The following is a 25,771-nucleotide window of genomic DNA, read 5'->3' as shown; positions in this document are numbered from 1 at the left end:
TCAGAGAAGCTGAGGTGTCGTTATAACCTGAAGTTATATAGATGGGTGAGGAAAATATATGAGTGAGGGAAACCGACCGCCCATCATCCTTCCCCCTCTCCCTACCGATCGCGTCATTACGTGTCGCGATCGGTAGCGGCATCTACTGAAGATTACCCAACTGGTCGTCCAGGTCGCGCAGGACGTGGCGCAGCTTGCGGTCGGAGATGTCACGCAGCTCAAGGTCCTTCAGGCGCTTGGCACGCTCTTCCTCGCTCATCGAGTCGATATCGGTCTGCGTGTCCTTGGTGGCGTGGTCCCGTTTGCGCAGAGCCTCGAATCCCTCGGCCATGGCGCGCGAGATGATCAGAAAACCGGTATGCCCGATCATCTCGTGGTCCGGACGCACAGCCAACCCCTGCGCCTTCCAGTTACGCTCGAAGGTCTCCTGCACGTCCGGTTCGGTCCAGGTTCCAGCCGACCGCAGAGCCTCACACAACCGGCTCATCTGCGTGGTGGTGGTGATGTAGACGGTGAGCACACCGCCGGGCTCCATGACGCGCCAAGCCTGGTCAAGTCGATTCCAAGGATCGAGCATGTCGAGCACAATGCGGTCGTAGGAATGCGCCGGCAATGTTGCGGCTACGCTGTCGAAATCACCGGTACGCAAATCCCACCAAGCCGGAGCCTTGCCAAAATACAAGGTGGCATTGGCCTGGGCCACTTTTGCGAACTCCGGACGCATCTCGATGGTGGTCAGGCTGCCACCCTCGCCTACCGCATCAAGCAGATTGATGCTCATCGCACCCGACCCCGCGCCGGACTCAAGCACTCGCATGCCTGTACGGATGTCGCCAAGCTGAACGACCTGTGCAATGTCTTTGGGATACATGATCTGGGCTCCGCGTGGCATGGAAAGCACATAGTCCGCCAGCCGCGGCCTCATGACGGCGAAATCCCATCCGCCGATGGCCTTGGCCGCCTTCCATGGCTTGGCTTGGTCGCGCTCACCTATGTTCTCACGCTTGGCGCGCACTGTGGTGACCACAATCCCCTCGGTCTTGCCGATCACATCGTCGTGAAGGATGATGCCACGCGAAGTCTGCGTGGTGCCACCAGTGACAAGCTGGGCCGTGATCTTATTGCCCTTGCGGTCCGTGAACTGCACCTTCTCGCCCACCTTGAGCACACCGTGACTGACCATGTTCTCCCATCCTCACACTGAACATTTCCAGAAGTCCATGGTGTCGCAAACCCTGGTCATAGCTGTCCCGTCACACGACGGTCGCCCCTTCCTCCTACCTTTTGCGACACCAAATGTCGATTTTGGTAGGTTGAGATTACATCGCCACCTTTTACGGCATTCTCAGTTCAGACGTGCACCGGTGGCGAGATGAACCGCCATCAACCTGACCAGCGAGGCCATGCTCTCGGCTGTCTGCACTCCCCCACCCTGCACCCACCTGGTCAGCAACCCGACCAAGGCACCCGCGGTGAAATACGCCCCAAACTCATAAGCCTCACTACGTTTGTTTTCCTCCTTTCCCTCTCCCACATCGGGCAGCAGCAGACGGAACAACTCAGTCATGAACGTCTGCAATTCACGGGTCAACAACCCATTGCGTTTAAGCAGTTCCAGCACATGCAGTTTTGACGACCAGAACGTGAACAGAGAAAGCGCAAAATCTTCGAAATGGGTATGAGGCCGCACCATTGCAAAATTACAAAATTCACTGGCGAAACCCACAAACGCTCGATCCAGCACGTCATCCATACCGGAGAAATGACGATAGAAGGTTCGCCTCGAAAGTCCCGCCTGTTGAGTCAATCCGGATATCGAGATATCCGAATACGGTTTCACTTGCATCAACGCAAATAATGCCGCTGTCAGTTTTCTCTCACTCGAGAATCGTGTACGTCTGGTTTTCATATGTCACACTTCCCCTAGAACCGTGTCACGGAAATTGACCGGGCGCGCCTCCTCTGAATAAACTAGCAAATCATATTATGTCACAATTGTGACAGTTCTAAAGAAAAAAAGGAGAAGACCCGATGAAGGCGATGATTTATACACAACCCGGCGCAACCGCTGTTCTTAGAGAAGATGAAACAGACAAACCCACCCCATCCGCAAGGCAAGTGCTGATCAAAGTGGCGGCATCCTCGCTCAACATCGGCGACTATAACCGGTTCGCATCGTTCACCGCACATGGCAAGATCAGTTTGGGAACAAGACTGATGGATAGGATGACCGGAGCCATCGGTCAGCCCCTAGGAGGCGAGATCGCAGGCATCGTGGAAACCGTTGGTCCTGATGTCAAAAATTTCAGCAAAGGCGACAAGGTTTTCGCCCCGACCTTGACCGGCATGATCGGCGGCTGGGCACAATTCGCATTGGCAGACGCCGTCAGCGTGTGCAGGAAACCGGCGAACCTGTCGTTCGAAGAGGCTGCGGTTATACCAGTCGGCGGTATCACCGCGATGGGTGCCGTCAAAAAAGCCGATATCCGTGCCGGCCAGGATGTGCTTGTGTATGGCGCATCGGGAGGAGTCGGTCAGTTCGCACTGCAATTCGCCGTGGCAACCGGCGCAAATGTCACCGCCGTTTGTAGCACCAGAAACGTCGATGTGGCCTCAACAATGGGCGCTGCTCGCGTCATCGATTATAAACGTGATGATTTCACTAAAACCGGTCCATACGACGCCATCATCGCGGTGAACGGCTATAACCCATTGAACGTCTACAAACACCTGCTGAAGCCGCACGGGACGTATGTGGCAATTGGAGGTACGAAGCAAGCCATGATGAGTTTGCTGGGACCATTGGCTGCACTGGGGTCAGGCAAGACATTGGGCTCCACGCTGTACGCAAGCAACGTCAAGGAACGTTACATGCCCGAGATTGCAGAACTCGCCAAGCAAGGCAAAGTCAAGCCCTATGTGGAGCGCGTCTGCTCCATTCACGACGTAAGACAGGCCATCGACGAAGTCGTTGCCAACCACGCCAGTGGTAAGACTGCGGTTACCATGGATTTCTGAATAGAGATCGTTCTTGAACCCAGGCCTACAGAACCGACTGGGCTCACTCACACGGCGGTGCCGTTGGCATCCAGGTTCGGGTTGTTCTTCGGATCGCCGGCGGTGAAGAAGAGGCTCAGCACACCGACCACAAAGATGATGGAGACCGTCATGATGAGCCACATCGGGTGCTTGGGCAGCCACATCACAATGAGGAAGGCGATAGCGGAGATCAGAATGAGCGCCCATGTGACTACGCGGAACCACTGACGCAGCGAATGCGGTGAACCGACCGACTTCGGCTTCTTGGCCGCGCTGGCCACATCATCGAGATTGACAATCGAACCACCCGAAGGCTTCCACTCCACATCGCCCGACTCCTGCAGATGGCGGGAACGTTCCTGAAGTGCGTACTCATTGATCTCGTCGTTGCGACCCCGAACCCGTTCCTCGGGCTCGATTCCCCTACGGCTCCGCTTGGCCTGAGCCCTACGTTCAGCACGATTCGGCATACCGACATCCTTTCAACTTCTCAGCCGCACCCCGCGAAGAGAGCGGCTAGCACGATACTTACCATGAAATATCACATGTTCAATATGTCATAGTCTAGCCCAAGCCCCGCCAACCACCCAACAACAAAGGCACAGCTTTGAGAATTCTCCCACCCGAAAGACCGGTGAATGCTTCAGCGGCGGACAGCCTGCCTAACGAGCAGGCTAGAACGCAGGAACGCCCAGCGCCACCACCACATCAGTCAGACGCAGCAGTTGCGATGTGGACTGACCACAGGAGGAACGGCTAACCGGCAGCCTCCCCAGGCATCTACCCGGGGAGGCTCCTGCTCCACTCTGCTCAGACCCTCGGCAGAGCCATCGGACGCTGGGTGGGTGCGATGGGCTGCGGCAGTTCGCTCTGGAAGCGTGCAGCGGCGGGGAGCGGCAACGAATCCGACTGCAGGTCTGCCAGGCGCAGGTCCAAGCTCGCGCCCTCGCCGTGGGCATTCACAGACTGCGCTGCAACAGTCTCACCACCGTTGAGCGCCATCCTGCCCAGGAACGTGTCAACCGCCGAGGCGCAGCTGCGGCCTTCGGCGATGGCCCAAACCACGAGGCTCTGCCCTCGTCCGGCATCCCCACAGACGAACACACCGTCACGACTGGTGGTGAAGTCGGCACCTCGGGCCACATTGCCGCGAGCGTCCAAATCCACCGGCATTTGGTCGATCAGCATGGTGGTGTCAGGATGAAGAAAACCGGTGGAGATAATGACCATGTCCGCATCGAGCACACGCTCGGTACCTTCCACGCGTGAGAACGAGCCGTCGGCAAGCCGCCTCACTTCCACCACGCGCACGCCGCTGACACACCCATCCTGACCTTCCACAAAACCGATGGTGTCGGTGTTGTACAGATACGTGCCGCCTTCCTGCATGGAAGACGTTTTCTCGTACAGCCTGGCGTAAGTGGGCCAAGGCTCCCTGCTAGGACGTTTCGACGGCTCCTCGGGGTTGATCTGCAGTACCGTGACGGACTTGGCCCCCTGCCGCAGAGCAGTGCCCAGACAGTCGGAACCGGTGTCGCCGCCTCCGATGATGACCACACGTTTGCCCTTTGCATCAAGGCCGACCTTGGGCTCTTCGCCGTCGAGCCGGCGGGTGGTGTCGGGAAGGTACTCCATGGCAAAGTTGATGCCTTGAAGACTGCGGCCCTTCACCGCCACATCTCTTGGAACACGCGAGCCGACGGCAACCACGACCGCGTCGTAACGGCTGCGCAAGTCATTCCAACTCACGTCACGGCCGATCTCCATGCCAGTGCGGAACACGGTGCCCTCGGCCTCCATCTGCTCCACGCGACGGTCGATAAGCTTCTTGTCGAGCTTGAAGTTCGGGATGCCATAGCGCAGCAACCCACCCACTTTTTCATCACGTTCATAGACCACCACGGTATGCCCGGCCCGCGTAAGTTGCTGGGCGCAGGCCAGGCCAGCCGGGCCCGAACCCACCACGGCAACCGTCATATCAGTGAGGCGCTGAGGTGGCATGGGCTTGACGTATCCACGCTTCCACGCCTCGGTGATGATGGTCTCCTCATCGTTCTTGATCATGGTGGCCGGCTGGTGGATGCCAAGCACGCACGCCTGCTCGCAAGGCGCTGGGCACACCAGTCCGGTGAACTCCGGGAAATTGTTGGTGGCCGAGAGGCGCTCGTAGGCCTCTTCCCATTTACCGCGGCTCACCAAGTCGTTGAACTCCGGGATGAGATTGCCCAGCGGGCAGCCGGTCATGCAGAACGGGGTGCCACAGTCCATGCAACGCGCCGCCTGTTCGGCGGTCCAGGGCTGAAATCCGTCCTCGGCATGGACGCTGTCCCAATCGCGCAGACGCTCGGCAACCGGTCTATCCGCCAACTCGTGGCGGGTGCGTACTTTGAGAAATCCTCTGGGGTCGCTCATGCGTTCGCTCCTTCCATCATCACCTGTTCATAGGTGCTCTCCCACGCACCGGGCTCGTTGAAGTCGACACCGTCGGTCTGCGCCTGCGCCATGGCCTCGGTCATGGCCACGTATTGACGGGGCACAATGTGGGTGAACCTTGCGGCGGTCGCGTCCCAGTCCTTGAGCAACTCCCCGGCAAACTTGGAGCCGGTCTCCTCGGCGTGACGTTTGACCAAATCGTGCAGCATCTCGCTCTCGGTTTCCGTCAACGGATCCAAAAGCAATGATCCGTCGGCCAGCGCGTCGGGATTGACATCCTTCTCATCGAGGTCGAGCACGTAGGCATGGCCTCCGGAGAATCCGGCGCCGAAATTGCGGCCCGTTGGCCCGAGCACCACCACCGTGCCTCCGGTCATGTACTCGCAGCCATGGTCGCCCACGCCCTCGGCCACGAATGTGGCGCCACCGTTGCGCACGGCGAACCGCTCCCCCGCGCGACCGGCCACGAACATCTCACCTGAAGTGGCGCCGAAGCCGATGACGTTGCCTGCGATGACGTTGGTATGCGTGTCGAACTTGGCGTTCAGGTCCGGCCGCACGATGAGTCTGCCTCCGGAAAGCCCCTTGCCGGCGTAGTCATTGACCTCGCCATAGACGCGCAGGGTCTCGCCGCGAGGAATGAATGCACCGATGGACTGGCCGCCCGAACCGGTGAGCGTCATGTCGATGGTGTCGTCCGGCAGGCCTTCGCCACCATAGCGTTTGGTGATCTCATAGCCCACCATGGTGCCCACGGTGCGGTTCACGTTGCGGATGGGCACGTCGATGCGCACCGGCTCACGGCGTTCCAGCGCCGGTTCACACAGTTCGATCAAGCGGCGGTCGAGCACATGCTCCAGCTCGTGGTTCTGCTCGGTGGTGTGGTGCAGCACCGTGCCCGGAGTGGGGCCGGACTGGGCCAGCACGTTGGTCAGGTCAACGCCGTCCGACTTCCAACGATGGATGGCCTCGTCCGTCTCGAGGCATTCCACGTGGCCCACGGCGTCCTCCAACGTGCGGAATCCGAGCTGCGCCAGAATCTCGCGCACCTCCTGGGCGATGTACATAAAGAAGTTGATGACGTATTCGGGCTTGCCGGTGAAGCGAGCGCGCAGCTCAGGGTCCTGAGTGGCGATGCCCTGCGGGCAGGTGTTGAGGTGGCAGGCACGCATCATGACGCAACCTTCGGCCATAAGCGCCGTTGTGGCGAAACCGAACTCCTCGGCGCCGAGCAACGCGGCGATGACCACGTCGCGGCCGGTCTTGAGCTCACCGTCGCACTGGAGCACCACGCGCGAGCGCAGACCGTTCAACACCAGCGTCTGCTGGGCCTCGGAAAGCCCGATCTCCCAAGGGGTGCCGGCATGTTTGATGGCGTTGAGCGGCGCCGCGCCAGTACCACCGTCGGAGCCTGAGATGAGCACCACGTCGGCATGGCACTTGGCCACGCCCGCGGCCACAGTACCTACGCCGAACTCGGAGACGAGTTTGACGTGGATGCGTGCCTTCGGGTTGGCCATCTTCGCATCGTTGATGAGCTGCTTCAGATCCTCAATGGAGTAGATGTCGTGGTGAGGCGGCGGGCTGATGAGCTCCACGCCTGGCGTGGAATGGCGCACCTTGGCGATCCACGGCGGCACCTTGGCACCGGGCAAGTGGCCGCCTTCGCCGGGCTTGGCGCCTTGGGCGAGCTTGATCTGCAGGTCGGTGGCGTGCACCAGGTAGTTGCTCGTCACGCCGAAGCGCGCCGAGGCGATCTGCTTGATGCGACTGCACCGCAGCGGGTCGGTCAACCGTTCGTCGTCCTCACCACCTTCGCCGCAGTTGGAGCGGGCACCGATGGAGTTCATAGCGATGGCGAGCGTCTCGTGGGCCTCCTTGGAGATGGAGCCGTAGCTCATGGCACCCGTGGAGAAGCGCTTGACGATCTCGCCCGCAGGCTCCACCTCGTCGATGGGGATCGGCTTGCGGTCGGACTTGAACTTCATGAGCCCACGCAGGGTCATGATGCGGTTCGAAGTGTCGTTGACGTGTGCGCTGTAGCGCTTGAACAGCTGGTAGTCACCGCGCTGGGTGGCCTGCTGGAGCAGGAACACGGCATCCGGATCGTTCAGGTGGTCCTCGCCGGTGCGCCGCCACTTGTACTGACCGCCGGTGCGCAGCTTGTTATACGGTGTGGAGGCTGTCCATTGGTTTGGATAGGCCACACGGTGGCGCATGGCCACCTCCTCAGCGATTTCGTTCAGGCCGATGCCGCCCACGCGAGAGGTGGTGCCGGTGAAGTACTTGTCGATGACCTCCTGGCTCAGGCCGACCGCCTCGAACAGCTGGGAACCTCGGTAGCTCATGATGGTGGAGACGCCCATCTTGCTCATGATCTTCAGAACGCCGGTGGAAAGCACCTCCTTCAAGTTGTCGACGGCGGTGAAAGAGTCCACGTCGAGCATGCCGGTGCGGGCCAGGTCCTCCACGGACTCGAAGGCGAGGTATGGGTTCACGCAGGCCGCGCCGTAGGCGATGAGCAGGGCCACATGGTGGATCTCGCGCACGTCGCCTGCCTCCACCGCCATCGAGATCTCGGGACGGGTGTGGGTGTCGAGCAGGTGATGCTGCACGGCGCTGGTAAGCAGCAGCGAGGGGATCGGAGCCCAGGTATGGTTCGAATCGCGGTCGGAGAGGATGATGAAATTGTAGCCATCGGCGATGGCCTGATCCACCTGCGCGAAGATCTCGTCCAACCTGGCTTCGAGCGCCGCACCACCGCCGGCCACCTGATAGAGGCCACGCACCACGAACGGGCGGTAATGGCCGCCGAGGATAGGCGCCTTGTCAAGCCGCTTGAGCTGCGCCATCTCGTCGGAATCCACCACCGGCTGCTCGATGACGATCTTGCGGGCGCCAGGCTCGATGTCTTCCAGGATGTTGGTCTCAGGGCCGATGGCGGAGTTGAGGGAGGTGACGATGGACTCGCGCTGGTAGTCGAGCGGAGGGTTGGTGACTTGCGCGAACTTCTGGGTGAAGTAGTCGAAAAGCTGGCGGCTGTGGGAGGAGAGCACTGCCTGCGGGGCATCATTGCCCATGGCTCCTAGCGGCTCCTTGCCGGTGTTGGCCATGGGAGCCAGGAGCATCTTGAGCTCCTCCTCCGTGTAGCCAAACGCGCGCTGGCGACGCGCCACGGAGACCGTGGAATGACGCACATGCTCACGCACCGGCAGTTCATCCAGCTTCACGCTGTTGTTGCCAATCCATTCACGGTATGGATGCAGCGCGGCCAGGTCGTGCTTGATCTCACTATCCGGGATGATGCGCCGCTGGGCGGTATCGACGAGGAACATCTTGCCCGGTTCGATCCGACCCTTTTGTGTGATATGGGCAGGATCCGTGTTCGGCAGCACGCCGGCCTCGCTTGAGAGCACCACGTAGCCGTCATCCGTCATCTGCCATCGACCGGGGCGGAAGCCATTGCGGTCCAGTTGGGCGCCCACCTGCGTGCCGTCGGTGAAGACGATGAGGGCCGGGCCGTCCCAAGGCTCGATCAGCGAATTGTTGTACTCATAGAAGGCGCGCACGTCCCCATCAATCGAGATGTCGTTCTCCCAGGCGGGCGGCACCATCATGAGCACGGCGTGGGGCAGGCTGCGACCGGCCAGGTGCAGCAGTTCCAGGCACTCATCGAACGTGCCGGAATCCGAATAGCCGGGTGTATCAACCGGCAGGAGCGGCGCCATGTCTCCCAATAGCTTCGAACTGAGCTTGCCTTCACGGGCCTTGAGCCAGTTGCGGTTGGCCTGAATGGTGTTGATCTCGCCGTTGTGGGCGATGAGCCGGAATGGCTGGGCGAGCGGCCAGCTGGGGAAGGTGTTGGTGGAGAAGCGCGAATGGACGACGGCAATGCGCGCCTTCATACGCTCATCAGTGAGGTCCGGGAAGAAGCCCGTGAGCTGCAGCGGGGTGAGCATGCCCTTATAGGTGATGGTATTGGGCGAGAACGAGGCGAAGTAGACAGCCACCTCATGCTCCACGCGCTTGCGCACGCGGTAGGCCTGGCGTTCCAGCTCAATGCCGGAAAGCCCTGCGTCGGGCGCCGCGACGACCAGCATCTGGAACGTGGGCATGGACGAAAGTGCCTGAAGCCCCAATCCGTCAGGGTTGATCGGCACCGGCCGCCAGGCTACAGTCTGAAGCCCCTCCTCCTGTACGATGACGGCAATGTCACGCTTCTCCTCGGTGGCCTTGGCAAGGTCACGATTGAGAAAGGCGATGCCGGCGACGTAATGCCCTTCAGGCGGCAAGGACTCGCCAATCTGGGAGCGCAGGAACTCGTCGGGCATGGAGAGCAGGATCCCGGCGCCATCGCCTGTGTTCTCCTCCGCACCCACGGCCCCTCGGTGGTTGAGGTTGACGAGGACTTCGAGCGCATCGGTCACAACCTTGCGTTCGGCGCTCCCATTGAGCGTGGCCACCATGCCGACACCGCACGCATCGTGCTCTGCCGAAGGATCATACAATCCATCAGCCCGATGAACGGTCAAATCCAACCCGGTGCTTCCCATACGTTGCCTCTTTACCTGTTCCACAATTCTGCAATTGGCTGCGACCGCATGAGCCACGCGCCCATGCGGTTATGTTCTGTTATGGTTCATCTCACGATTCACAATCGCTACCATTGTTCACGCGATACACAAGCCTAACGTTTCCGCCTTAATCAACATGCGATTTGTCCAGAATATGCCATGTGTCCAAATGCTGGGATTTGACGTTCTACCAGGGAATCACGCAGAAACTCGCCAAATTCGCCGCACAAAACACAATTGTTACATATCGTACAAACCGAGAACTTCTGAAATCACCGTATCGTTGAGAAGCCTGCCACGGCGCGTAACCACTATATGGTCATTTTCGAGCGTGCAGAGACCTTGCTCAACCAGTGGACGCAGCTGCCTGCGATCAAGCACATGCCCCGAAGCCTCATCGATTCGGGTGATATCGAGGCCCTCGTGTAGGCGCAGGCCAAGCATCACCGTCTCCTCAAGGTTCTCGGCATGACTGATGGCCTCGCTGCCCTGCCACGGAACGCGACTCGTATTGACGACATCGGCCCACTTGTGCGGATGGGCGATGTCCCAGGCGCGGATGCCGAACTGGGCTGAGTCGATGGCAGGTTCAGCAGTAATGGCGTCAATATTCGTTGCCGTTTCACCAGTGCGGCGGAACCCATCAGCTCCCCTCGCACCAGCAATCTCACGCCAAGCGCCCACGTTGGAGGTGCGGTAATGCGAGTGAGCCCCCGGACCGATGCCGGCCCAGTCCACGTTGCGCCAATAACCCAGGTTGTGGCGGCTCTCATGGCCGGGGCGGGCCCAGTTCGAGATCTCATACCAGTTGAGGCCGGCCTTGGTGAAGAGATCGTCCGCCAGCTCGTATTTGGCGGCTTCATCGTCGTCGTCAGGCTTGGCGATGGCGCCGCGGGCGATCTGATGCCCCATTTTCGTGGTGGGCTCCACCGTCAGGGCATACGCGGAAATATGGTCGGTACCGAGCGCGAGCGCTGTCTCTACGGACGTGCGCCAGTCGGCCATACTCTCCCCCGGCGCACCGTAGATGAGGTCGACGCTGATATCGAGACCGACCTCCTTGGCGGCCTTGACGTTGTCCGTGACGTTCTGCGGGGTGTGCGTGCGGTCGAGAGTTTTGAGCACGTGCGGAACGGCGGACTGCATGCCCATGGAGATGCGGGTGAAACCGGCGTCCTTGAGCGTCTGCAAGTAAGGCTTGTCGATGGTGTCGGGATTGGCCTCCGTGGTGATCTCCGCACCGGGCTCGATGCCCCAGATCTCACGTATGGCGACGAGCATGCTGCCAAGATCCTTCGCAGGCAGCACCGTAGGCGTGCCTCCGCCAAAGAACACCGAGGAGGCTGGCGGCTCATTGATGCCGTGTTTCTGCTGCCAACGCTTGATAATCCTCATCTCCCCGATGGCCACGTTGGCATAGTTTCCGCGCGAGGCACCGCCGCCGAGGTCCTTGGCCGTGTACGTGTTGAAGTCGCAGTACCCACACCGGCGCAGGCAGAACGGCACATGCACATACACTTCGAACATCGGTTGAACTCCCTACCTCTTGCTATTGAGTCGGGCTTCTGACTCCCCCGGCCGCTCAATTCAATCCTATGCATCATGGCCGAAGGCTAGGACAGCGTAATAACTTCTATCAATAAAGAAGTTTACGCTGGTACCTCAGCGTAAACTTAGTTCAGCGCTGTAATAAGGGAGACTTATGGAAAACGAGCAGGAATTCGAACATGATCTGATCGAATATCTCCAATCAATAGGTGGGACGAAGCAATGGAGCTATAAATCAGACATCAAAACCATCGACGGACTTTGGGCGAATTTTCGCAGCATCCTAGAGGCCAACAACGCCGACAAGTTGCAGGGTAAGCCTCTTAGCGATGCTGAGTTCTCTCAAGTTCAGGCAGTCATATCCAACCTCAGCTCACCATATGAGGCAGGACGATGGATATACGGCATGAACGGTGTGACTCAAGTCGAGGTCAATCGAGACGACAATCCGGATGGTAGCGCTGGTGAGCACATTTACTTGACAGTGTTTGACCAGTCGAATGTCGGCGCAGGTAACACCGTATATCAGATCGTCAACCAAATCGAACGACCGCACGTCCTGCCAGGGCACAAAAACCGTCGCTTCGACACCACGCTCCTTATCAATGGATTACCGATAATCCACATCGAGGAAAAATTCAATAAGCATGATGCCCGCGAAGCACTTAATCAGATCCACCAATACATCGATGAAGGTGCATTCACCGGCATCTACTCCACGGTGCAAATCCTAGTCGGCATCACACCGCATCAAGCTCTCTACATGGCGAACACAGATTCTCAGTCATTCAACACAGATTTTGCGTTCCACTGGCAACATGAGGATGACAACAAACCAGTATGGGACTGGCGCGAATTCGCAAACCTCATGCTTTCCATACCGATGGCTCACCAAATGTCGACAAGCTATATGATTCTCGATGGAGAACCGAAACACAAGAATCTTATCGTCATGCGTCCACACCAGGTATATGCCACTCGAAGGGTTATCGAGGCTGTACGCAAGCATGTCTTCGGCACGGACTCACAGGAAATCGGGTACGTATGGCATACCACGGGTTCAGGTAAGACTATCAGCAGCTTCAAAACCGCTTGGCTTGCCTCGAGACTCCCCAACGTCGACAAAGTGGTGTTCGTCGTAGATCGTAAGGCTTTGACCAAGCAGACCTACGAAAAGTACGCCGCCTATGATCCAAACAGCGATGAGAACAACAACAACGGCATTGTCTCCAACACAGCCAACACCGGCGTACTCGCGAGAAAAATTGCAAGCACGAGCCAAAATGACTCCATCGTAGTCACCTCAATTCAGAAGCTCGACAGACTCTGCAGCCGTAGAAGTTTCAATGCACCGAAACGCAACATCCTGTTCATTGTGGACGAAGCCCACCGCTCGACGAACGGCGATATGCTCAAACGCATCAAAAAGGCATTTCCCTTCTCAGGTTGGGTGGGCTACACCGGTACCCCAGTCTTCGATGGAGATCTCACCCAACAAGCGTTCGGGAACCTGCTTCATGCCTACACCATCCGCGAAGCCATTGCCGATGGAACGGTACTTGGATTCAAGGTCGATTTCGAGCACACACTCAAGGACGACGAAATCAAGGAGCGCCTGCTGCCTGAACTGCTTAAGCAGAGGCATCCGAATTGGAACGATGACACCATCGAACAAAAGATAGCGCGTATGGAGCCAAAGGAGGCAGACAGCTACATTGACTCTGGCATATATGATGATAATGCAGAACATGTCAAGGCAGTAGTCAACGACATCACAGACCATTGGCGCAACCGTTCCAAGGAAGGACGGTATAGCGCCATCCTCACGACACATGTAGGGGGAGGCAAGCCTTCCGCTCCCATGGCATTGCAATATTTCGATGAGTTTCAACGTAAGAACAACTTGCTGGAAGCCGAAGGAAAGCAACCATTGAACGTGGCCGTCACCTTCTCGCAGGCAACTGACAACTCAGAAGGGCAACTCGCTAAAAACAAAGGATTGCGCCGTGCCATAGACGCATACAATCACACTTTCGGCACATCATTTGATGACACAACCGTTGACGAATATTTCGACGATGTGACGGAACGGCTAAAAGGAGAAACAGAAGGACCGAAACTTGATCTGGTCATCGTCATCGACCAGCTGCTCACCGGCTACGACGCACCACGACTCAATACATTGTATGTCGATAGGACTCTGGCGGGGGCGAACCTTATTCAGGCGTATTCACGAACCAACCGCATCGAGGACAATCGCAGCAAGCCTTGGGGACGCATCGTCAACTACCGCTGGCCAGAGACCTCAAAGAAACTTATGGACAACGCACTCAGTGTCTATGCAAACAAGGATTCAGCCATCACCCAAGAGCCATTCAATGATCTAGTGGACGATGACATCCTTGCCAAGCCCTACGTGGAAATGGTTGAGGACACCCACGAAATCGTCGAACAAATCAGCAGATTCTCCGACTCGTTCTCCAAACTTCCTGACGGTGAGAACTCCAAACAGGAGATGGCTGGCCTTATCAGCCGGTTCAACGGGAAAATAGCGGAGCTCAAGCAATGCACTGAGTACGACTACGATCAACCGGAAAAACTACGAAATGAGCTCGGCATCACCAATGGTCAGGAACAGTGGATCAATGCAGCCAGATATGAGTTGCAGCGCTGGTCCGAAACCAACAAACAAAACAATCTCGATCTTTCCATGCTTGATTTCGAGGTGGAGCATATCGCCGAGGTGCACATCAACTATGACTACATCGACGAACTGCTCGCCAAGCTACTCAACGAAGCCTACCAAGGCAAAGACACGAAGGACACCTATTCAGATTTCTCCCATGCCGTTGGCCAACTTGACGATCGCCATCTCGCCACACAGATGCGCAATACAGCTGACGATGCCCGGCAAGGCATACCGATTACAGATAAATACCCGGTACAGGCAGGAGATGTAGCCGCTATCGTCCAGAACCATGCGCAGAGTACACGCCGTAAACAGATTCTCAGGTTCAAGGAGAAGTGGGGACTTATCGACATTGCAACTGCAAGCCTTCTCATCGATCGCCTTATCGACCGCCACACGAAGGACGCCGATGACTTGAACGACTGCGACGAACTTGCGGAGCTAATGAACGATGCTGTAAAGAATCGACTCTACAGACAGGATGCAAAGGACGAAAATATCCGAAATCTTACCCCCGTTAAGTACAGAAATCAGTTTAGGGATGCCTTACGCAAGTTCGCAGACTTCATCGTCACCAATTACTAAAGGAAGACAAAATGAGTGAAACAACCGAAGCCAAACAATTGACCAGCCAACTCTGGTCGATGGCCAACGATTTGCGCGGCAAGATGTCTGCGGACGAGTTCCGCGATTACATCCTAGGGTTTATCTTTTACCGTTATCTTTCGGAACGCCAGGAACGATATCTCAGCAACCAGAACCTGCTCGACATCCAAGCCGGCGAGACCATCGATGCCGCATATAAACGGCAGACCGCGGAAGACGGCATCGAGGAGTACCGCAAGGACATTTCCTCATATCTTGGCTATGCCATCGACCCGGACTACACCTGGACAATGCTTATCGCCAAAATTCATGACAACACGCTTCGCCCCGATTACTTCCAAGCAATGTTCGACAGCTTCAAGGAGAATGCAGAACTTGCCTCGAACAATGGCAACCAAGATGCGGAAAAGGACTTCCGAGACATTTTCTCAGATATGAACCTTTCCGATTCCAGCCTTGGAAACTCAACAGCCGCACGAGCCAAGAGCCTAGCCAACATCGCAGAGAAGATAGATTCAGTGGATTTCATCGACGAATCAGGTCACGATCTGCTGGGAGACGTATACGAATATCTTATCTCTGAATTCGCCAGCAATTCAGGTAAGAAGGCCGGAGAATTCTATACACCACATGAGGTATCCAAAGTGCTGGCAAAACTCGTCACACTGAAGGAAGCGAATGAAGACGGCACCAAAGCCCACAAGCACCACAATAATAATGAGGCACATGAGTTTTCAGTCTACGACCCAACCATGGGCTCCGGTTCCCTACTACTCACCGTGGGCCATGAGCTTCCCACACGACGCGATCTCGGCGGAATTCAATACTACGGCCAGGAACTTAACCGCACCACCTACAACCTGGCTCGCATGAATCTCATGATGCACGGAGTTCCGTTCCATCATATGCACCTGCGGAATGCCGACACTTTGGAATCCGACTGGCCCGATGGCCCCGATGCCAACGGCATTGACCACCCACGTTCGTTCGATGCAGTTGTAGCCAATCCGCCATACTCGCAGCATTGGGACAACAACGATTCGAAACTTAAGGATGCCCGTTTCAAGGATTATGGAAAACTCGCGCCTAAGTCCAAAGCGGACTTCGCCTTCGTGGAGCATTGCCTCTACCATTTGAACCCCACCGGAAGAATGGCAATCGTTCTCCCCCACGGCGTACTCTTCCGCGGTGCCGCTGAAGGCACCATCCGCAAAGCCATCATCGACAAGAACTACCTTGATGCCGTTATCGGCATGCCGGCGAACCTCTTCTTCTCCACCTCGATTCCAACCGTGATATTGGTGTTCAGCAAGCAACGCAAACGCAACGACATCCTCTTCATCGACGCCTCCAAAGACTTCGAGAAAGGCAAGAATCAGAACCACCTGCGAGACGAGGACATCGACAAGATCATTTCGACCTACAAGCAACGTATCGATGTCGACAAATACGCACACGTCGCCTCGCTCGACGAAATCAAAGAGAACGAATACAACCTCAACATCCCCCGATACGTAGACACATTCGAGGAAGAGGAACCTGTCGACATCGACAAAGTGAACCGCCAGCTCGCTGAAGTCGACAAAGAAATCGAAGACCTCCAAGCCAAATTCGACAGCATGGTTGCTGACCTCGTAGAAACGGACCCGAACAATGAGTGATTCCGAGAAAAGCAATAACAAGAAACTCGTTCCAGCACTAAGGTTCAAAGGCTTCACTGGAAATTGGGAGCAGCGTAAGTTAGAGTTCTTTAAGACTCTAGACGACCTTATCGCTGCCCATGAGCGTAAACTCGACCTCATTAAACAGAAGAAAACCTACTATCTGCAACAGGTTTTCACCCAGAAACTCAGGTTCAAAAGCTTCACAGAACCATGGCTGGAAACAAAATTAGGCAATATTTTTACTGTCCGAAACCAAAGTGCATCTAAACGGTATTCAGTTGACATAGAACTAGAAAATCTGGAATCAAACACAGGCCAATTAATAGGCGATATTCATCAACATAGCTCTTCTATCTCCGTATTTTGTAAAGGTGATATTCTCTTTGGACGTTTGCGTCCATACTTGAAAAAGTGGTGGTTTGCCACATGCGATGGTGTCAAATCTGGGGAGATATGGGCATTGCAAACATGTAACATTGAACAGAACTTTGGGTATGCACTAATACAATCACCTATTTTTCTAGCACCTGCTTTAACTACATCAGGCACAAAGATGCCACGTTCTAGTTGGAAATCGGTTAGTGAAACATTAGTGCATATCCCTGGCCAAGCATCAGAACAACAAAGCATTGCTGATTTTTGTGAATTATTAACGCGATCAATCAATCTAGAGAAAACAGAACTTAACCTGCTGTCACAGAAAAAACAGTTCTACCTTCAAGAATTGTTTATTTAAAATCACAGCACGCAGAGCGCCTGCATCACCTTATCATTGTCCTTGTCTTCAAGCTCTCTGATGATATGCAAGTACGTGCTCTGCGTTGTGGACATGTTAGAATGTCCAAGTCGTTTGGCGACAGAAGCAATGGATACTCCTGTGTATAACAGAAGCGAGGCATGAGTGTGGCGGAGGCCGTGCACCGAAATTGTCGGTAAGTCATTGTCTTTGCAAAGCTTCTCCAATCGATTGTTGACTGTAGCGTTGTAGATTTTCTTTGGTCCGACAAAAATCGGAATTGATTCGTCCTTTCCCTGAACCAATTGACTAAACTGCATGGCAAGTTTCCAATCAATGGCTATTGTCCTGACCGATGACGGATTCTTAGTCGGAGCGAATTCTCCATTTGGTGTTTTATAATCCCAGGTCTTTGAAATTGATAGAGTCTGCCGTTCGAAATCAAAATCGGCTGGAGTTACCCCCAGAGCTTCAGCAAAGCGTAATCCCGTTTTAGCGATCAAAAGCAAGAGCCAATCAACACTCGGTTCCATACCGAGCGCAAGGTGACTCAACAAAATCCGTAGTTCGTTCTCGTTAAGATATTTTGGTTTGTGCCTGCGCGTCTTTACGCCTTTAATGACAACTTTTCGAGTCGGATCATGGGCTATCATACCTTCCTCAACAGCATCGACTATTGCCCCTTTGAGCAGATGGTGAAAGTCCAGCACTGTTTGACGTTCATGGTTGCAGGCGTATTCGTTGATGATTTCCTGATATCTGAGCCTTGTTAATCCTGACAGCCGTTGTTTTGGGCAGATTCGTTTCAGATTGTGGTACGCGAGTTCATACTTTTGATACGTCACATCTCGCACTGCGCCGAGTTTATAGAGCTCCATCCACTCATGGAAGTAGGCGGAAAATGTTTGATTTTTGTTCATTATGTCCTTCGTTCCTTTGTCGAACAATATCGTAGCGAAGGATACGGGAACTCGTCAGACAAAGAGTTGCTGAAGATAATATTGCTTAGTTTGTTTGAGCAGATTCAATTGTTTTTGCTGCGAAGTAATAAGATTATCAGAGTAAACGAGTAATTTGCTGATTTGCTGTTGTTCCTCATAAGAGGGGAACAACAAAGTAATTCCTAATAGAGTCTTTGCGTTGAGCTTTACTCGAGTACCTCCAGTTAACAGTGGAATAAAGTTATACTGTTCTAGCGCATAAGCGAGATACTGGTTATTTAAAATTTTGTCTCTACCTTGTAGAACATGTGCGTGGTTATTGACCCAAATAGTTCCGGCAACAAAAAAGGTAGGATAATTATAAAGATCGGATGCGCCATCTTCTGCAATTAAGACAAATTCTCCCTTATGCGTATATCCTTTGATGTAATCTTGAATTCCATTTGCACCATAATAGGGGGTTTCCCCCGATATAGGGAGAATTGCGCTGTTTGACCAATTGAGCCAACGATTGTTAAGAGCACATCTCCATCTTTTAATGCGTAGTTTTTAAAAATCTGCCTATATTCCATCTCTGAGATGTGACGTTCATCGGATTCTATGATTATAGTATTATGTTTTATGTTCTTCGCACTTAAAAGATAAGGTCCATCGGATTCTTTATGACTAGCATGAGTTCCATCTTTCAATAAAGACAGATAATCCGATAACTTACGCTGCTCCCAAGCGTAATAAAGATGGCTGTCGACCTAAATTCGTCATGAGTATCAAGAATTCTTTCTTTTCAGTTTTCCAAGAAAACGATCAAAATAGTCTAGCTTTTTTAGATTTAAAGCTGCTGTATCTCTCACATCATTCAAATCAAAGCAAATTTGTCGAGTAAACTTAGCCCCATCATCCTTTGCATATACGCTTAAGAAAACATTGTCTTGCGGAATACGCGTTATTTTTATCATTCCATTTGGCGTCAATTGAAACAAATCACCATTATACAAATTCAAAGATTTACCAAACCTATCTTTTAATAACCGAATCGCTAAACAATATGTTCAGTTACACACACAAACAGTGGGCCTCCGCACACCCTTCCAAGATGAAGGAAACGTACGGAGGCCCACTGGATTACTGGAACTTCGAAGACTACGAACGAACCGGCTTAGCGCTCATTCATCCGCTGCCTGCGTGTCCGTGCCAGAATCAGCGATGCCGCCAGCAGCGCCAGCGTCAATGCCGATATAGCCACCACTTCAGTATCAGCACCTGTCTCCGCCAGATCAGGGGCTTTCGGCTGAGGCTGCGGCTGACTGACCGACTTGGCCGATTTCCCCGGCACGGCAGGAATGCTGGGCTTCACCGGTGCAGGCTTGGCCGGAGCAAGGGCATTGGTCAGTGTTGCCGTGTAGTGGGTATCGTCCACCTTCGACAGTTCGCCACCGGAGACCTCGTATCCATCGGCTGCTGCGTTGGGCTCGATGACCTTGTATGTCAGATCGTTGCCGTTCTGCTTGAGGCTCTCAGGCGAAGGCAAGTCGGCGAAATCGGCCTTCCAACCATCTGACTTGTTCAAAATCGCCGATCCTATCTCCTGATCGACGGTGGTGTAGTTCGTCAATGTGCTTTGGACGCGCAATCTTGCAGACAAAGCCAATGGTAAAACCATGTGCACGGAACTCGCAGCTACTTGAACAGATTGCGAAGCCCAAATGTGGTTTTGTGGTAGACCTTGTTGTATAACGCCTTCTTAGGGTTTCGAATCCAGCCCATGCTCATCTTCCCATAGCCGGAAATTAACGCCCTCTTCACCGTGCGCTTGGCCCTGCCCGTAGTGCGAGCACTGATGGAACGGCGCACACTGGGCTTCCTCATTCCGAACTTCATGATGATCTTCTATTTGACTAGCACACTGGAGAAAATCCGCCACGCCCAACCAGTGGTAACCAACATTCTGCCGGTCATTGTCCCGTTTAATGAGGACCTACTGGGAGTCAGACATGTGGATGGCATGGCTGACGTAGGGCTCCTCGGTTCTTCCCTAGACTTCCCTTGTCTGCCTTCAACCAGCTTCAGGCTGCTGTTCGGGAAACCACAAAGAGTCTCCCATGCCAGACGCTCAACCAGCTTGCCGGTCAGAATGAAGCCATTCTAGACGATATATTTAAAAGGTTGTCGCAATGCTATTTCATCCCCATTCCAACTCTGCAACCGTGCAGAAAATCCTTATTCATCCCGTTCGAAGACCATTGTGGCTTGGATGCGATCGCCTCCGCCAAAACCTTTGCTTCCACCGCTCGTTGTGGAAATTGTATGTAGACGCCATCCCTTGGCGGCTTCTCCATTGAGCACATCTTCAAGCTCATTAAGGTTCTTGGAATCTGCACCCAAGAACCTCTCCTTGAGCACTACTTGCAAGACTTCGTATCTCTTCATATTGCTCTTCTCCTTAGCGTAAAGTCCAATTCTGTTTTTCTAAAATTCATTGTCCACTTATCTGTCCACTTAGAATAAGCTCCACACCCGATGAAACTGACCAAGCTTGCACTCGCAAGTCACTTGAACAGGTCGCCCAGGCCGAAGGTGGTCTTGTGGTAGACCTTGTTGTACGCGGCCTTTTTGGGATTGCGAATCCAGCCCATGCCCTTCTTGCCATATCCAAGTATCAGCGCCCTCTTTATCGCGCGCTTGGCTCTGCCGGTGGTGCGCGCCTTGATCGAGCGCTTCACGCTCGGCTTCCTCATTCCAAACTTCATAATGACCTCCTATGCGTCCTGCAGCTCGCGACGATAATCGGACTCGAGACCGTCGCGCAACACCTGCGAGTAATTGATACCCTTTTTCTCTGCATAGGTGTCGAGCCAGGCGGGGATAGTGACGTTCTTGCGTACGGCTCTCTTACCATACTTCGCGGCGTACGCATCCATGTCGAGGGTGACGAGCGTGATGATGCCGTCGGCCTCCTCCGGCCTGACCTCATGCACATCGGTGGCCTTGGGCGCGGGACGCCCAGCCTCAAGCTCAGTGAGCACCCAACCGCTCGCCGCGTCCTGCGCCATGGTGAGCGCGTCCGCCAGATCGGAACCCTCGGTGACCAGCCCCGGCATATCCGGCGCGAGCACGGTGTAGCCTCCTGGATTGCCGGAGGGATAGAGCACGATGGGATATACAAGCCTCATTTGATTCTCCTTTCATCGATGCCGGCCTGCCGCCAGATGGACCTGACCGTGAACGGCGCGAGGTCGCCGTTGTGCTTGGGCACGGTCACCTTGCCAGGCTTCGTCGGGTGCACATATTGGCAGTGGCTCCCCGCCTGCGCATACAACCGCCACCCGTCTGCCAGCAGCCTCTTCTCGACATCCTTGAACCTCATAGTCTCATGATACGCATCATGCGCATAGAAATCAAGAACAAGGATATATGGGAAAATCGGAATCCTCACCCACGAAAAACGGGGTTAAATAGCAAAACGTAGGCTTTATGCTGGGGGTTTGGCCTTGTGCGAGTGGGCGTGCTGTGGTGTGATTAATGGTCTTGCCGTTAATTCGAGCCGTTCGCAGGGATTCACTTGACTTCCATGGGTTCCGTGTCTGTGGTTCCTTGCCGTTATGGTCAAGAGGAAATCGTCGAAGGCGAGGCTGTACCCGGCATGCAGAGAGCCCATGCGCGGAAAGGGCTAACCGCCGCAGGAAACCAGCATTGGAAATGCGCCGTGTGCGCGTTGAGCACAACGGCCGCACGGAACCCGACAAGACCCCACGCCACCCAGCTGACCACGCGTTCCTGGAGCGTGTGACGACGGCGAGGACAGCCTATACTTCAGACAAAGATAAATCGGCAATCACTAGGCCATAGAAACGTCTGAAATGAACCAGTCATAAAGCACATTTCTTCCATCATATCCAACAAGGGTTAAGTAACAAAAAGCGGGCCTCCACACGCTCCTTCCAAGATGAAGAAAACATACGGAGGCCCACCGGAATTACTGCTGAACTTTCGAAGACTACGGACAAACCGGCTCAGCACTCATTCATTTGCTGCCTGCGGGCCCGTGCCAGCATGAGCGAAACCGCCAACAACGCAAACGCAAACGCGGATAAGGCCAACACCTCGGTATTGCCACCCGTCTTGGCGAGCTCAGTGGCTTTCGGCTGGTTCTGGCCAACAGGCTTGCCTGGCTGGCCGGGCTTGGCCGGAACGTTTGGCTCGACAGGCCCACCGGGCTTGCTTGGAATGACGGGCCTAATCACCGGTGCGGGCTTGGCCTGGGCAAGTGCGTTGGTCAGCGTTGCCGTGTAGTGGGTGTCGTCCACCTTCGAAAGTTCACCCCCGGAAACCTCGTACCCATCAGCCGCCGCATTTGGCTCAACGACCTTGTATGTCAGGTTGTTGCCACCTTGCAGCAGACTCTCCGGAGAAGGCAAATCGGTGAAATCGGCCTTCCAGCCATCGGACTTGTCAAGCGTAGCCGATCCAATTTCCTGATCGACGGCGGTATGGTCCGCCAATGTGCCTTGGACGCGCAGACTGGCCGTCACACCTTGTTGCTTGCTGCTGGGCACCGACGACGCCCATTGCTTCTGCACCGAAAGACTGACATCGCCCTGATTGCTGCCGCCCGGATTACCGCCTCCCGGATTGCTGCCTCCAAGCGGGCCGCCGAGCACCAGCTGCCCGGAGCTTGCAACGCCGCCGCCGGTTCGGGCCTTGTTTCCTGAGATCACAGCCTTGGCAAACGATTTGGCGATGCTCGCCTCTCCAGAACTAACGACGTTCTTCAGCGCAATGGGATCCGCGGTGTCTACGCTCGATCCGATCGGAGTATCTTTTGCAGCATCGTACCTAGGCACATTGGGGTCAGGAATCGGGTTGGGAATGTAGCGGTGCGTGTCTGAAGAAAAAACATTGGGCTGAATTCCGCCGTCACGGTACCAGTTATTCTGCCCACCTCCAAGAAGTCGCCCTGCCAGTTGAAGCCTCAGATTATCTGATTGATGGGCCACCACGTCATCACCTGCCGCTGAACCGACAGCAGACACAGCCTTGTTGCCGAATATCGCAGCGCCGTTGGTGGCGTGAGTCTGAGTGGAGCTTCCAACTGTGGTCCACAGACCGCCTCCAAGATTGGAAGCGGTGTTGTCGGTAATGATGGCGTTGTAGATGCGACTCGGCTCAGCAAGAGTCGGCCCGTCGGTGTTCGATGTCCAAATCCCCCCACCGACACCAGCACTTTCGTTATTGACGATATTTCCACCATCAACCGTGAGCTGGGCCAAACCTGTAATGCCCTCAAGACCAATGCCACCGCCGCCTACGCTAGCCACAGTACCCTCAGGCGTATTTTCACCACCCATGACGTTGTTGCCACTGATCGTACCACCATGCATGGTGACCTTTGCGGGGAGATTTCCCCAGCCCCATCCACCGATGCCGCCTCCAGACCCACTGAGCGAAGAAGACACTCCGGCAGAGTTATCAGCAATGGTTCCAGCGTTGACGGTTAAATCCACACCACCCACCAATGAGATACCGCCACCGATGCCACCATCGTTCGGCACCGAATTATCGGTTATTGCGCCGCCGTTCATCGTCATCGTCACATATGTGCCAGATTCATTAAAAACCAAGTTTGCGCACAGCACTCCTCCGCCGAACATTTGGCCGACGTTATGCTCGATGGTACCGCCATCGACGGTGAAGCCCCCACCGATGATGCCAATGGCGGCACCTGAGCCACCGGCCCATTCCCAGTTCTCACTGGAACCTGCCTTGTAGTTCTCGACCACACCGGACTTCATGGTCAGATCGCCGGAGGAAGCAATCATCGGCCTGCTGTGGACCAGATTGCCGCCATCGAATGTAGGGCCGTCAAGCGTCAGCTTGGCTCCAGCCGCCACGCGCAATCCCGCGGACGCGGCCAATGCCACCTTGCCAGTGCCTGTCAACGTGATATCGGCTGAAGCGGGAATATCCACAACGCCTGTCAACGGCATGTCACCAAGCGCCACTTGTGTTGGAGCGGTGCCAGCAGCAGCTATGACAGCGTTGAGATCCGCCTCGCTGGTCACCGGCGCCGAGTTTCGAGCCGCAAGCGCCACAGGCGCCTTCTTGGCAATAGATGTCCGAGCGGAGCCCATACCGTTCGATGCCGATTGCCCAACGACTGTCTGCTCCGCTGCCGACACCTGATCAGCACTGGCCTGAAAGGGCAAAGCGATCAAACCGAGAATCATTGCCATCAGCGAGATGGCCGCAGATGCGCCTTGAGCGAAGCCAGATATATTTTTCCTCTTCTTAATCTTCGTCAACATATTGTACCCTTACATAGAATCATAATAATGTCATACAACATATATCATTTTATACATTCTTTACGACAAGAGCCCAACAATCATTTTTATATTACAAGAGGAATCTCGGCAGTTCTGCACCCCAAATGGGCCGTTTCAACCATACGAGGAAAAATTTATGCCTACCGTTTGCCAATTTTAATACATTCCCACTTATACAAGGCTTCACATATACAGTGCGAATAATATTCCTACATTGGAATTACTTCAGATAATGCCAAGCAACGATACCGAGGGCACACCACACCGTATAGCCTTTGACATGTCAGACATAATACATGCTGAGGATTTTCGTCATTGATGCATATCACAACAGCGCCAGAAGCAAGCAGCTCGAACGCCGGAGTCACTTGAACAGATCGCGAAAACCGAATGTGGTCTTGCGGCAGACCTTATTGTATAAAGCCTTCTTGGGATTGCGAATCCAGCCCATCCCCTTCTTCCCATAGCCGGGGAATCAGAGCCTTCTTCACGGCACGCTTGGCCCTGCCCACGGTACGGGCGCTGATGGAACGGCGCACACTCGGCTTCCTCATACCGATTTTCATAAAAATACTCACTCCCACACGAATAATGTAACCAACTTCTGCACGACTGCTGAGACTGAGTATAGGAATCTAGACGGAAACCTTCAAACCGCACCATCGAAACGGAAAACGGCATGAAAAAAGGGCTCCGAACTTTCATCCGAAACCGTTGCAGCACCAACGAAAAACGCCACCCCTTGCCGGAGTGGCGTCTATGTATCAGTGGAGCTGCGGGGGATTGAACCCCGGTCCGATGGCCGAACCCTCAGAATTCTACGTGCGTAGTTCGCTGGCCGTATGGCAGTTTTTCTGCCCCCATCCGTTTCGCGAACAATGGACGGCGAGCATATCCGCAGTTAAAGTCCCCGAGCCGCCCCGCGGTGCGGCAACTCGGGCAATTCTCCTTATGACGTCCGGCATCCCCCCGAAGACGAAAGGGAGCGGGCGGAGCAGTAGCTCGCTGGTTAATCCTGACTAAAGTTCAGGCAGCGAGTACAAGCTCAGTGCGATTAGATTTAGCACTTGATTTTTTGTAGAGATCATCACGAGCGGACTCTACATCCTCGGCACGCTTCCCTGCGACGAACAGGTCACCGTCGAAACCGATCAGCCCCAATCTTGAATTATCAAGCCCGACGAAGCCGAAACTAAACAGCCCGCCTCAACTGCGCCG

General features: G+C 54.9%; 21 protein-coding genes, 1 other RNA gene and 2 pseudogenes. 5 read left to right on the top strand and 19 right to left on the bottom strand.

The window, feature by feature from the left end:
• Positions 1-142: 142 nt before the first annotated feature.
• The 3 genes and pseudogenes from ACSYSS_RS03060 to ACSYSS_RS03050 form a co-directional block, all read right to left on the bottom strand.
• Positions 143-1,183 carry a tRNA (adenine-N1)-methyltransferase gene (locus tag ACSYSS_RS03060; protein ID WP_491704011.1) on the bottom strand — a complete coding sequence of 347 codons (1,041 nt, stop codon included), beginning with the start codon at positions 1,181-1,183 and terminating at the stop codon, positions 143-145.
• Positions 1,184-1,345: 162 nt separating this feature from the next.
• Positions 1,346-1,693, bottom strand: a complete 348-nt coding sequence (locus ACSYSS_RS03055) for a TetR-like C-terminal domain-containing protein (protein WP_491704196.1) — start codon at positions 1,691-1,693, stop codon at positions 1,346-1,348.
• Between the two features lie 99 nt (positions 1,694-1,792).
• A pseudogene (locus tag ACSYSS_RS03050) lies at positions 1,793-1,846 on the bottom strand (hypothetical protein); the annotation flags it as partial.
• Positions 1,847-2,031: 185 nt separating this feature from the next.
• On the opposite strand from ACSYSS_RS03050, the gene ACSYSS_RS03045 reads away from it, so the two are divergent.
• Positions 2,032-3,018, top strand: a complete 987-nt coding sequence (locus ACSYSS_RS03045) for an NAD(P)-dependent alcohol dehydrogenase (RefSeq protein WP_491704010.1) — start codon at positions 2,032-2,034, stop codon at positions 3,016-3,018.
• Positions 3,019-3,065: 47 nt separating this feature from the next.
• On the opposite strand, the gene ACSYSS_RS03040 is transcribed toward ACSYSS_RS03045, so the two are convergent.
• From ACSYSS_RS03040 to hemW, 4 genes and pseudogenes are all read right to left on the bottom strand, one after another.
• Positions 3,066-3,509, bottom strand: coding sequence for a tripartite tricarboxylate transporter TctB family protein (locus ACSYSS_RS03040; RefSeq protein ID WP_491704009.1), 444 nt, complete (start codon positions 3,507-3,509; stop codon positions 3,066-3,068).
• Positions 3,510-4,047: 538 nt separating this feature from the next.
• Positions 4,048-5,451 (bottom strand): annotated as a pseudogene (locus ACSYSS_RS03035) (glutamate synthase subunit beta); the annotation flags it as partial.
• Positions 5,448-10,025 carry a glutamate synthase large subunit gene (gltB, locus tag ACSYSS_RS03030; RefSeq protein WP_491704008.1) on the bottom strand — a complete coding sequence of 1,526 codons (4,578 nt, stop codon included), beginning with the start codon at positions 10,023-10,025 and terminating at the stop codon, positions 5,448-5,450. The gene gltB and the pseudogene ACSYSS_RS03035, both read right to left, overlap by 4 nt.
• Positions 10,026-10,286: 261 nt before the next feature.
• Positions 10,287-11,573: a radical SAM family heme chaperone HemW gene (gene hemW / locus ACSYSS_RS03025; RefSeq protein WP_491704007.1), complete on the bottom strand. Its 1,287-nt coding sequence runs from the start codon at positions 11,571-11,573 to the stop codon at positions 10,287-10,289.
• Positions 11,574-11,748: 175 nt separating this feature from the next.
• Here hemW and ACSYSS_RS03020 point away from each other — a divergent pair, with 175 nt between their 5' ends.
• The 3 genes from ACSYSS_RS03020 to ACSYSS_RS03010 are packed head-to-tail and all read left to right on the top strand — an operon-like array spanning position 11,749 to position 17,289.
• The gene (locus ACSYSS_RS03020) at positions 11,749-14,868 is read left to right on the top strand and encodes a type I restriction endonuclease subunit R (protein WP_491704006.1); all 3,120 of its coding nucleotides are present in this window, start codon (positions 11,749-11,751) and stop codon (positions 14,866-14,868) included.
• Positions 14,869-14,879: 11 nt separating this feature from the next.
• Complete coding sequence (locus tag ACSYSS_RS03015) at positions 14,880-16,550, top strand: type I restriction-modification system subunit M (RefSeq protein ID WP_491704005.1); 1,671 nt, start codon at positions 14,880-14,882, stop codon at positions 16,548-16,550.
• Entirely contained in the window at positions 16,543-17,289 is a 747-nt protein-coding gene (locus ACSYSS_RS03010; protein WP_491704004.1) for a restriction endonuclease subunit S, read from the top strand. The genes ACSYSS_RS03015 and ACSYSS_RS03010 overlap by 8 nt, the downstream gene beginning before the upstream one ends.
• A 2-nt stretch (positions 17,290-17,291) precedes the next feature.
• Here the strand turns inward: ACSYSS_RS03010 and ACSYSS_RS03005 are convergent, their stop codons facing one another.
• The 9 genes from ACSYSS_RS03005 to ACSYSS_RS02965 form a co-directional block, all read right to left on the bottom strand.
• Entirely contained in the window at positions 17,292-18,209 is a 918-nt protein-coding gene (locus ACSYSS_RS03005) for a site-specific integrase (protein ID WP_491704003.1), read from the bottom strand.
• A gap of 54 nt (positions 18,210-18,263) precedes the next feature.
• The gene (locus ACSYSS_RS03000; RefSeq protein WP_491704195.1) at positions 18,264-18,656 is read right to left on the bottom strand and encodes a restriction endonuclease subunit S; all 393 of its coding nucleotides are present in this window, start codon (positions 18,654-18,656) and stop codon (positions 18,264-18,266) included.
• Positions 18,657-18,997: 341 nt separating this feature from the next.
• On the bottom strand, positions 18,998-19,210 hold the full coding sequence (locus ACSYSS_RS02995; protein ID WP_491704002.1) for a hypothetical protein: 213 nt from the start codon (positions 19,208-19,210) through the stop codon (positions 18,998-19,000).
• 176 nt (positions 19,211-19,386) lie between these two features.
• Positions 19,387-19,872, bottom strand: a complete 486-nt coding sequence (locus ACSYSS_RS02990) for a hypothetical protein (RefSeq protein WP_491704001.1) — start codon at positions 19,870-19,872, stop codon at positions 19,387-19,389.
• Between the two features lie 35 nt (positions 19,873-19,907).
• Positions 19,908-20,108 (bottom strand): hypothetical protein, encoded by a 201-nt coding sequence (locus tag ACSYSS_RS02985; RefSeq protein WP_491704000.1) that lies wholly within the window; start codon positions 20,106-20,108, stop codon positions 19,908-19,910.
• A 339-nt stretch (positions 20,109-20,447) separates the two neighbouring features.
• Positions 20,448-20,657 (bottom strand): DUF4177 domain-containing protein, encoded by a 210-nt coding sequence (locus ACSYSS_RS02980; RefSeq protein WP_491703999.1) that lies wholly within the window; start codon positions 20,655-20,657, stop codon positions 20,448-20,450.
• 119 nt (positions 20,658-20,776) lie between these two features.
• Entirely contained in the window at positions 20,777-20,977 is a 201-nt protein-coding gene (locus ACSYSS_RS02975; protein ID WP_491703998.1) for a hypothetical protein, read from the bottom strand.
• A gap of 9 nt (positions 20,978-20,986) precedes the next feature.
• Positions 20,987-21,400, bottom strand: a complete 414-nt coding sequence (locus ACSYSS_RS02970; protein WP_491703997.1) for a type II toxin-antitoxin system HicB family antitoxin — start codon at positions 21,398-21,400, stop codon at positions 20,987-20,989.
• Complete coding sequence (locus ACSYSS_RS02965; RefSeq protein ID WP_491703996.1) at positions 21,397-21,594, bottom strand: type II toxin-antitoxin system HicA family toxin; 198 nt, start codon at positions 21,592-21,594, stop codon at positions 21,397-21,399. The genes ACSYSS_RS02970 and ACSYSS_RS02965 overlap by 4 nt, the downstream gene beginning before the upstream one ends.
• A gap of 195 nt (positions 21,595-21,789) precedes the next feature.
• On the opposite strand from ACSYSS_RS02965, the gene ACSYSS_RS02960 reads away from it, so the two are divergent.
• Positions 21,790-22,017 (top strand): hypothetical protein, encoded by a 228-nt coding sequence (locus tag ACSYSS_RS02960; RefSeq protein WP_491703995.1) that lies wholly within the window; start codon positions 21,790-21,792, stop codon positions 22,015-22,017.
• A 223-nt stretch (positions 22,018-22,240) separates the two neighbouring features.
• On the opposite strand, the gene ACSYSS_RS02955 is transcribed toward ACSYSS_RS02960, so the two are convergent.
• The 3 genes from ACSYSS_RS02955 to ssrA form a co-directional block, all read right to left on the bottom strand.
• Positions 22,241-24,532 carry a Cna B-type domain-containing protein gene (locus ACSYSS_RS02955; RefSeq protein ID WP_491703994.1) on the bottom strand — a complete coding sequence of 764 codons (2,292 nt, stop codon included), beginning with the start codon at positions 24,530-24,532 and terminating at the stop codon, positions 22,241-22,243.
• Positions 24,533-24,963: 431 nt separating this feature from the next.
• Complete coding sequence (locus tag ACSYSS_RS02950; protein ID WP_491703993.1) at positions 24,964-25,107, bottom strand: hypothetical protein; 144 nt, start codon at positions 25,105-25,107, stop codon at positions 24,964-24,966.
• A gap of 211 nt (positions 25,108-25,318) precedes the next feature.
• Positions 25,319-25,712, bottom strand: a transfer-messenger RNA (tmRNA) gene (ssrA, locus tag ACSYSS_RS02945).
• Positions 25,713-25,771: the final 59 nt, after the last annotated feature.

The sequence above is a fragment of the Bifidobacterium sp. ESL1118 genome, from assembly GCF_058505595.1.
The sequence above is the reverse complement of the archived record's forward strand: the minus strand, read 5'-3'. Positions and strand labels throughout refer to the sequence as shown.

Bases quoted from the DNA above. Each gene is read 5' to 3' on its own strand.
- ACSYSS_RS03060 (WP_491704011.1), bottom strand. From the start codon at position 1,183: ATGGTCAGTCACGGTGTGCTCAAGGTGGGCGAGAAGGTGCAGTTCACG.
- ACSYSS_RS03055 (WP_491704196.1), bottom strand. From the start codon at position 1,693: ATGGTGCGGCCTCATACCCATTTCGAAGATTTTGCGCTTTCTCTGTTC.
- ACSYSS_RS03045 (WP_491704010.1), top strand. From the start codon at position 2,032: ATGAAGGCGATGATTTATACACAACCCGGCGCAACCGCTGTTCTTAGA.
- ACSYSS_RS03040 (WP_491704009.1), bottom strand. From the start codon at position 3,509: ATGCCGAATCGTGCTGAACGTAGGGCTCAGGCCAAGCGGAGCCGTAGG.
- gltB (WP_491704008.1), bottom strand. From the start codon at position 10,025: ATGGGAAGCACCGGGTTGGATTTGACCGTTCATCGGGCTGATGGATTG.
- hemW (WP_491704007.1), bottom strand. From the start codon at position 11,573: ATGTTCGAAGTGTATGTGCATGTGCCGTTCTGCCTGCGCCGGTGTGGG.
- ACSYSS_RS03020 (WP_491704006.1), top strand. From the start codon at position 11,749: ATGGAAAACGAGCAGGAATTCGAACATGATCTGATCGAATATCTCCAA.
- ACSYSS_RS03015 (WP_491704005.1), top strand. From the start codon at position 14,880: ATGAGTGAAACAACCGAAGCCAAACAATTGACCAGCCAACTCTGGTCG.
- ACSYSS_RS03010 (WP_491704004.1), top strand. From the start codon at position 16,543: ATGAGTGATTCCGAGAAAAGCAATAACAAGAAACTCGTTCCAGCACTA.
- ACSYSS_RS03005 (WP_491704003.1), bottom strand. From the start codon at position 18,209: ATGAACAAAAATCAAACATTTTCCGCCTACTTCCATGAGTGGATGGAG.
- ACSYSS_RS02985 (WP_491704000.1), bottom strand. From the start codon at position 20,108: ATGAAGTTCGGAATGAGGAAGCCCAGTGTGCGCCGTTCCATCAGTGCT.
- ACSYSS_RS02980 (WP_491703999.1), bottom strand. From the start codon at position 20,657: ATGAAGAGATACGAAGTCTTGCAAGTAGTGCTCAAGGAGAGGTTCTTG.
- ACSYSS_RS02975 (WP_491703998.1), bottom strand. From the start codon at position 20,977: ATGAAGTTTGGAATGAGGAAGCCGAGCGTGAAGCGCTCGATCAAGGCG.
- ACSYSS_RS02970 (WP_491703997.1), bottom strand. From the start codon at position 21,400: ATGAGGCTTGTATATCCCATCGTGCTCTATCCCTCCGGCAATCCAGGA.
- ACSYSS_RS02965 (WP_491703996.1), bottom strand. From the start codon at position 21,594: ATGAGGTTCAAGGATGTCGAGAAGAGGCTGCTGGCAGACGGGTGGCGG.
- ACSYSS_RS02955 (WP_491703994.1), bottom strand. From the start codon at position 24,532: ATGTTGACGAAGATTAAGAAGAGGAAAAATATATCTGGCTTCGCTCAA.
- ACSYSS_RS02950 (WP_491703993.1), bottom strand. From the start codon at position 25,107: ATGAGGAAGCCGAGTGTGCGCCGTTCCATCAGCGCCCGTACCGTGGGC.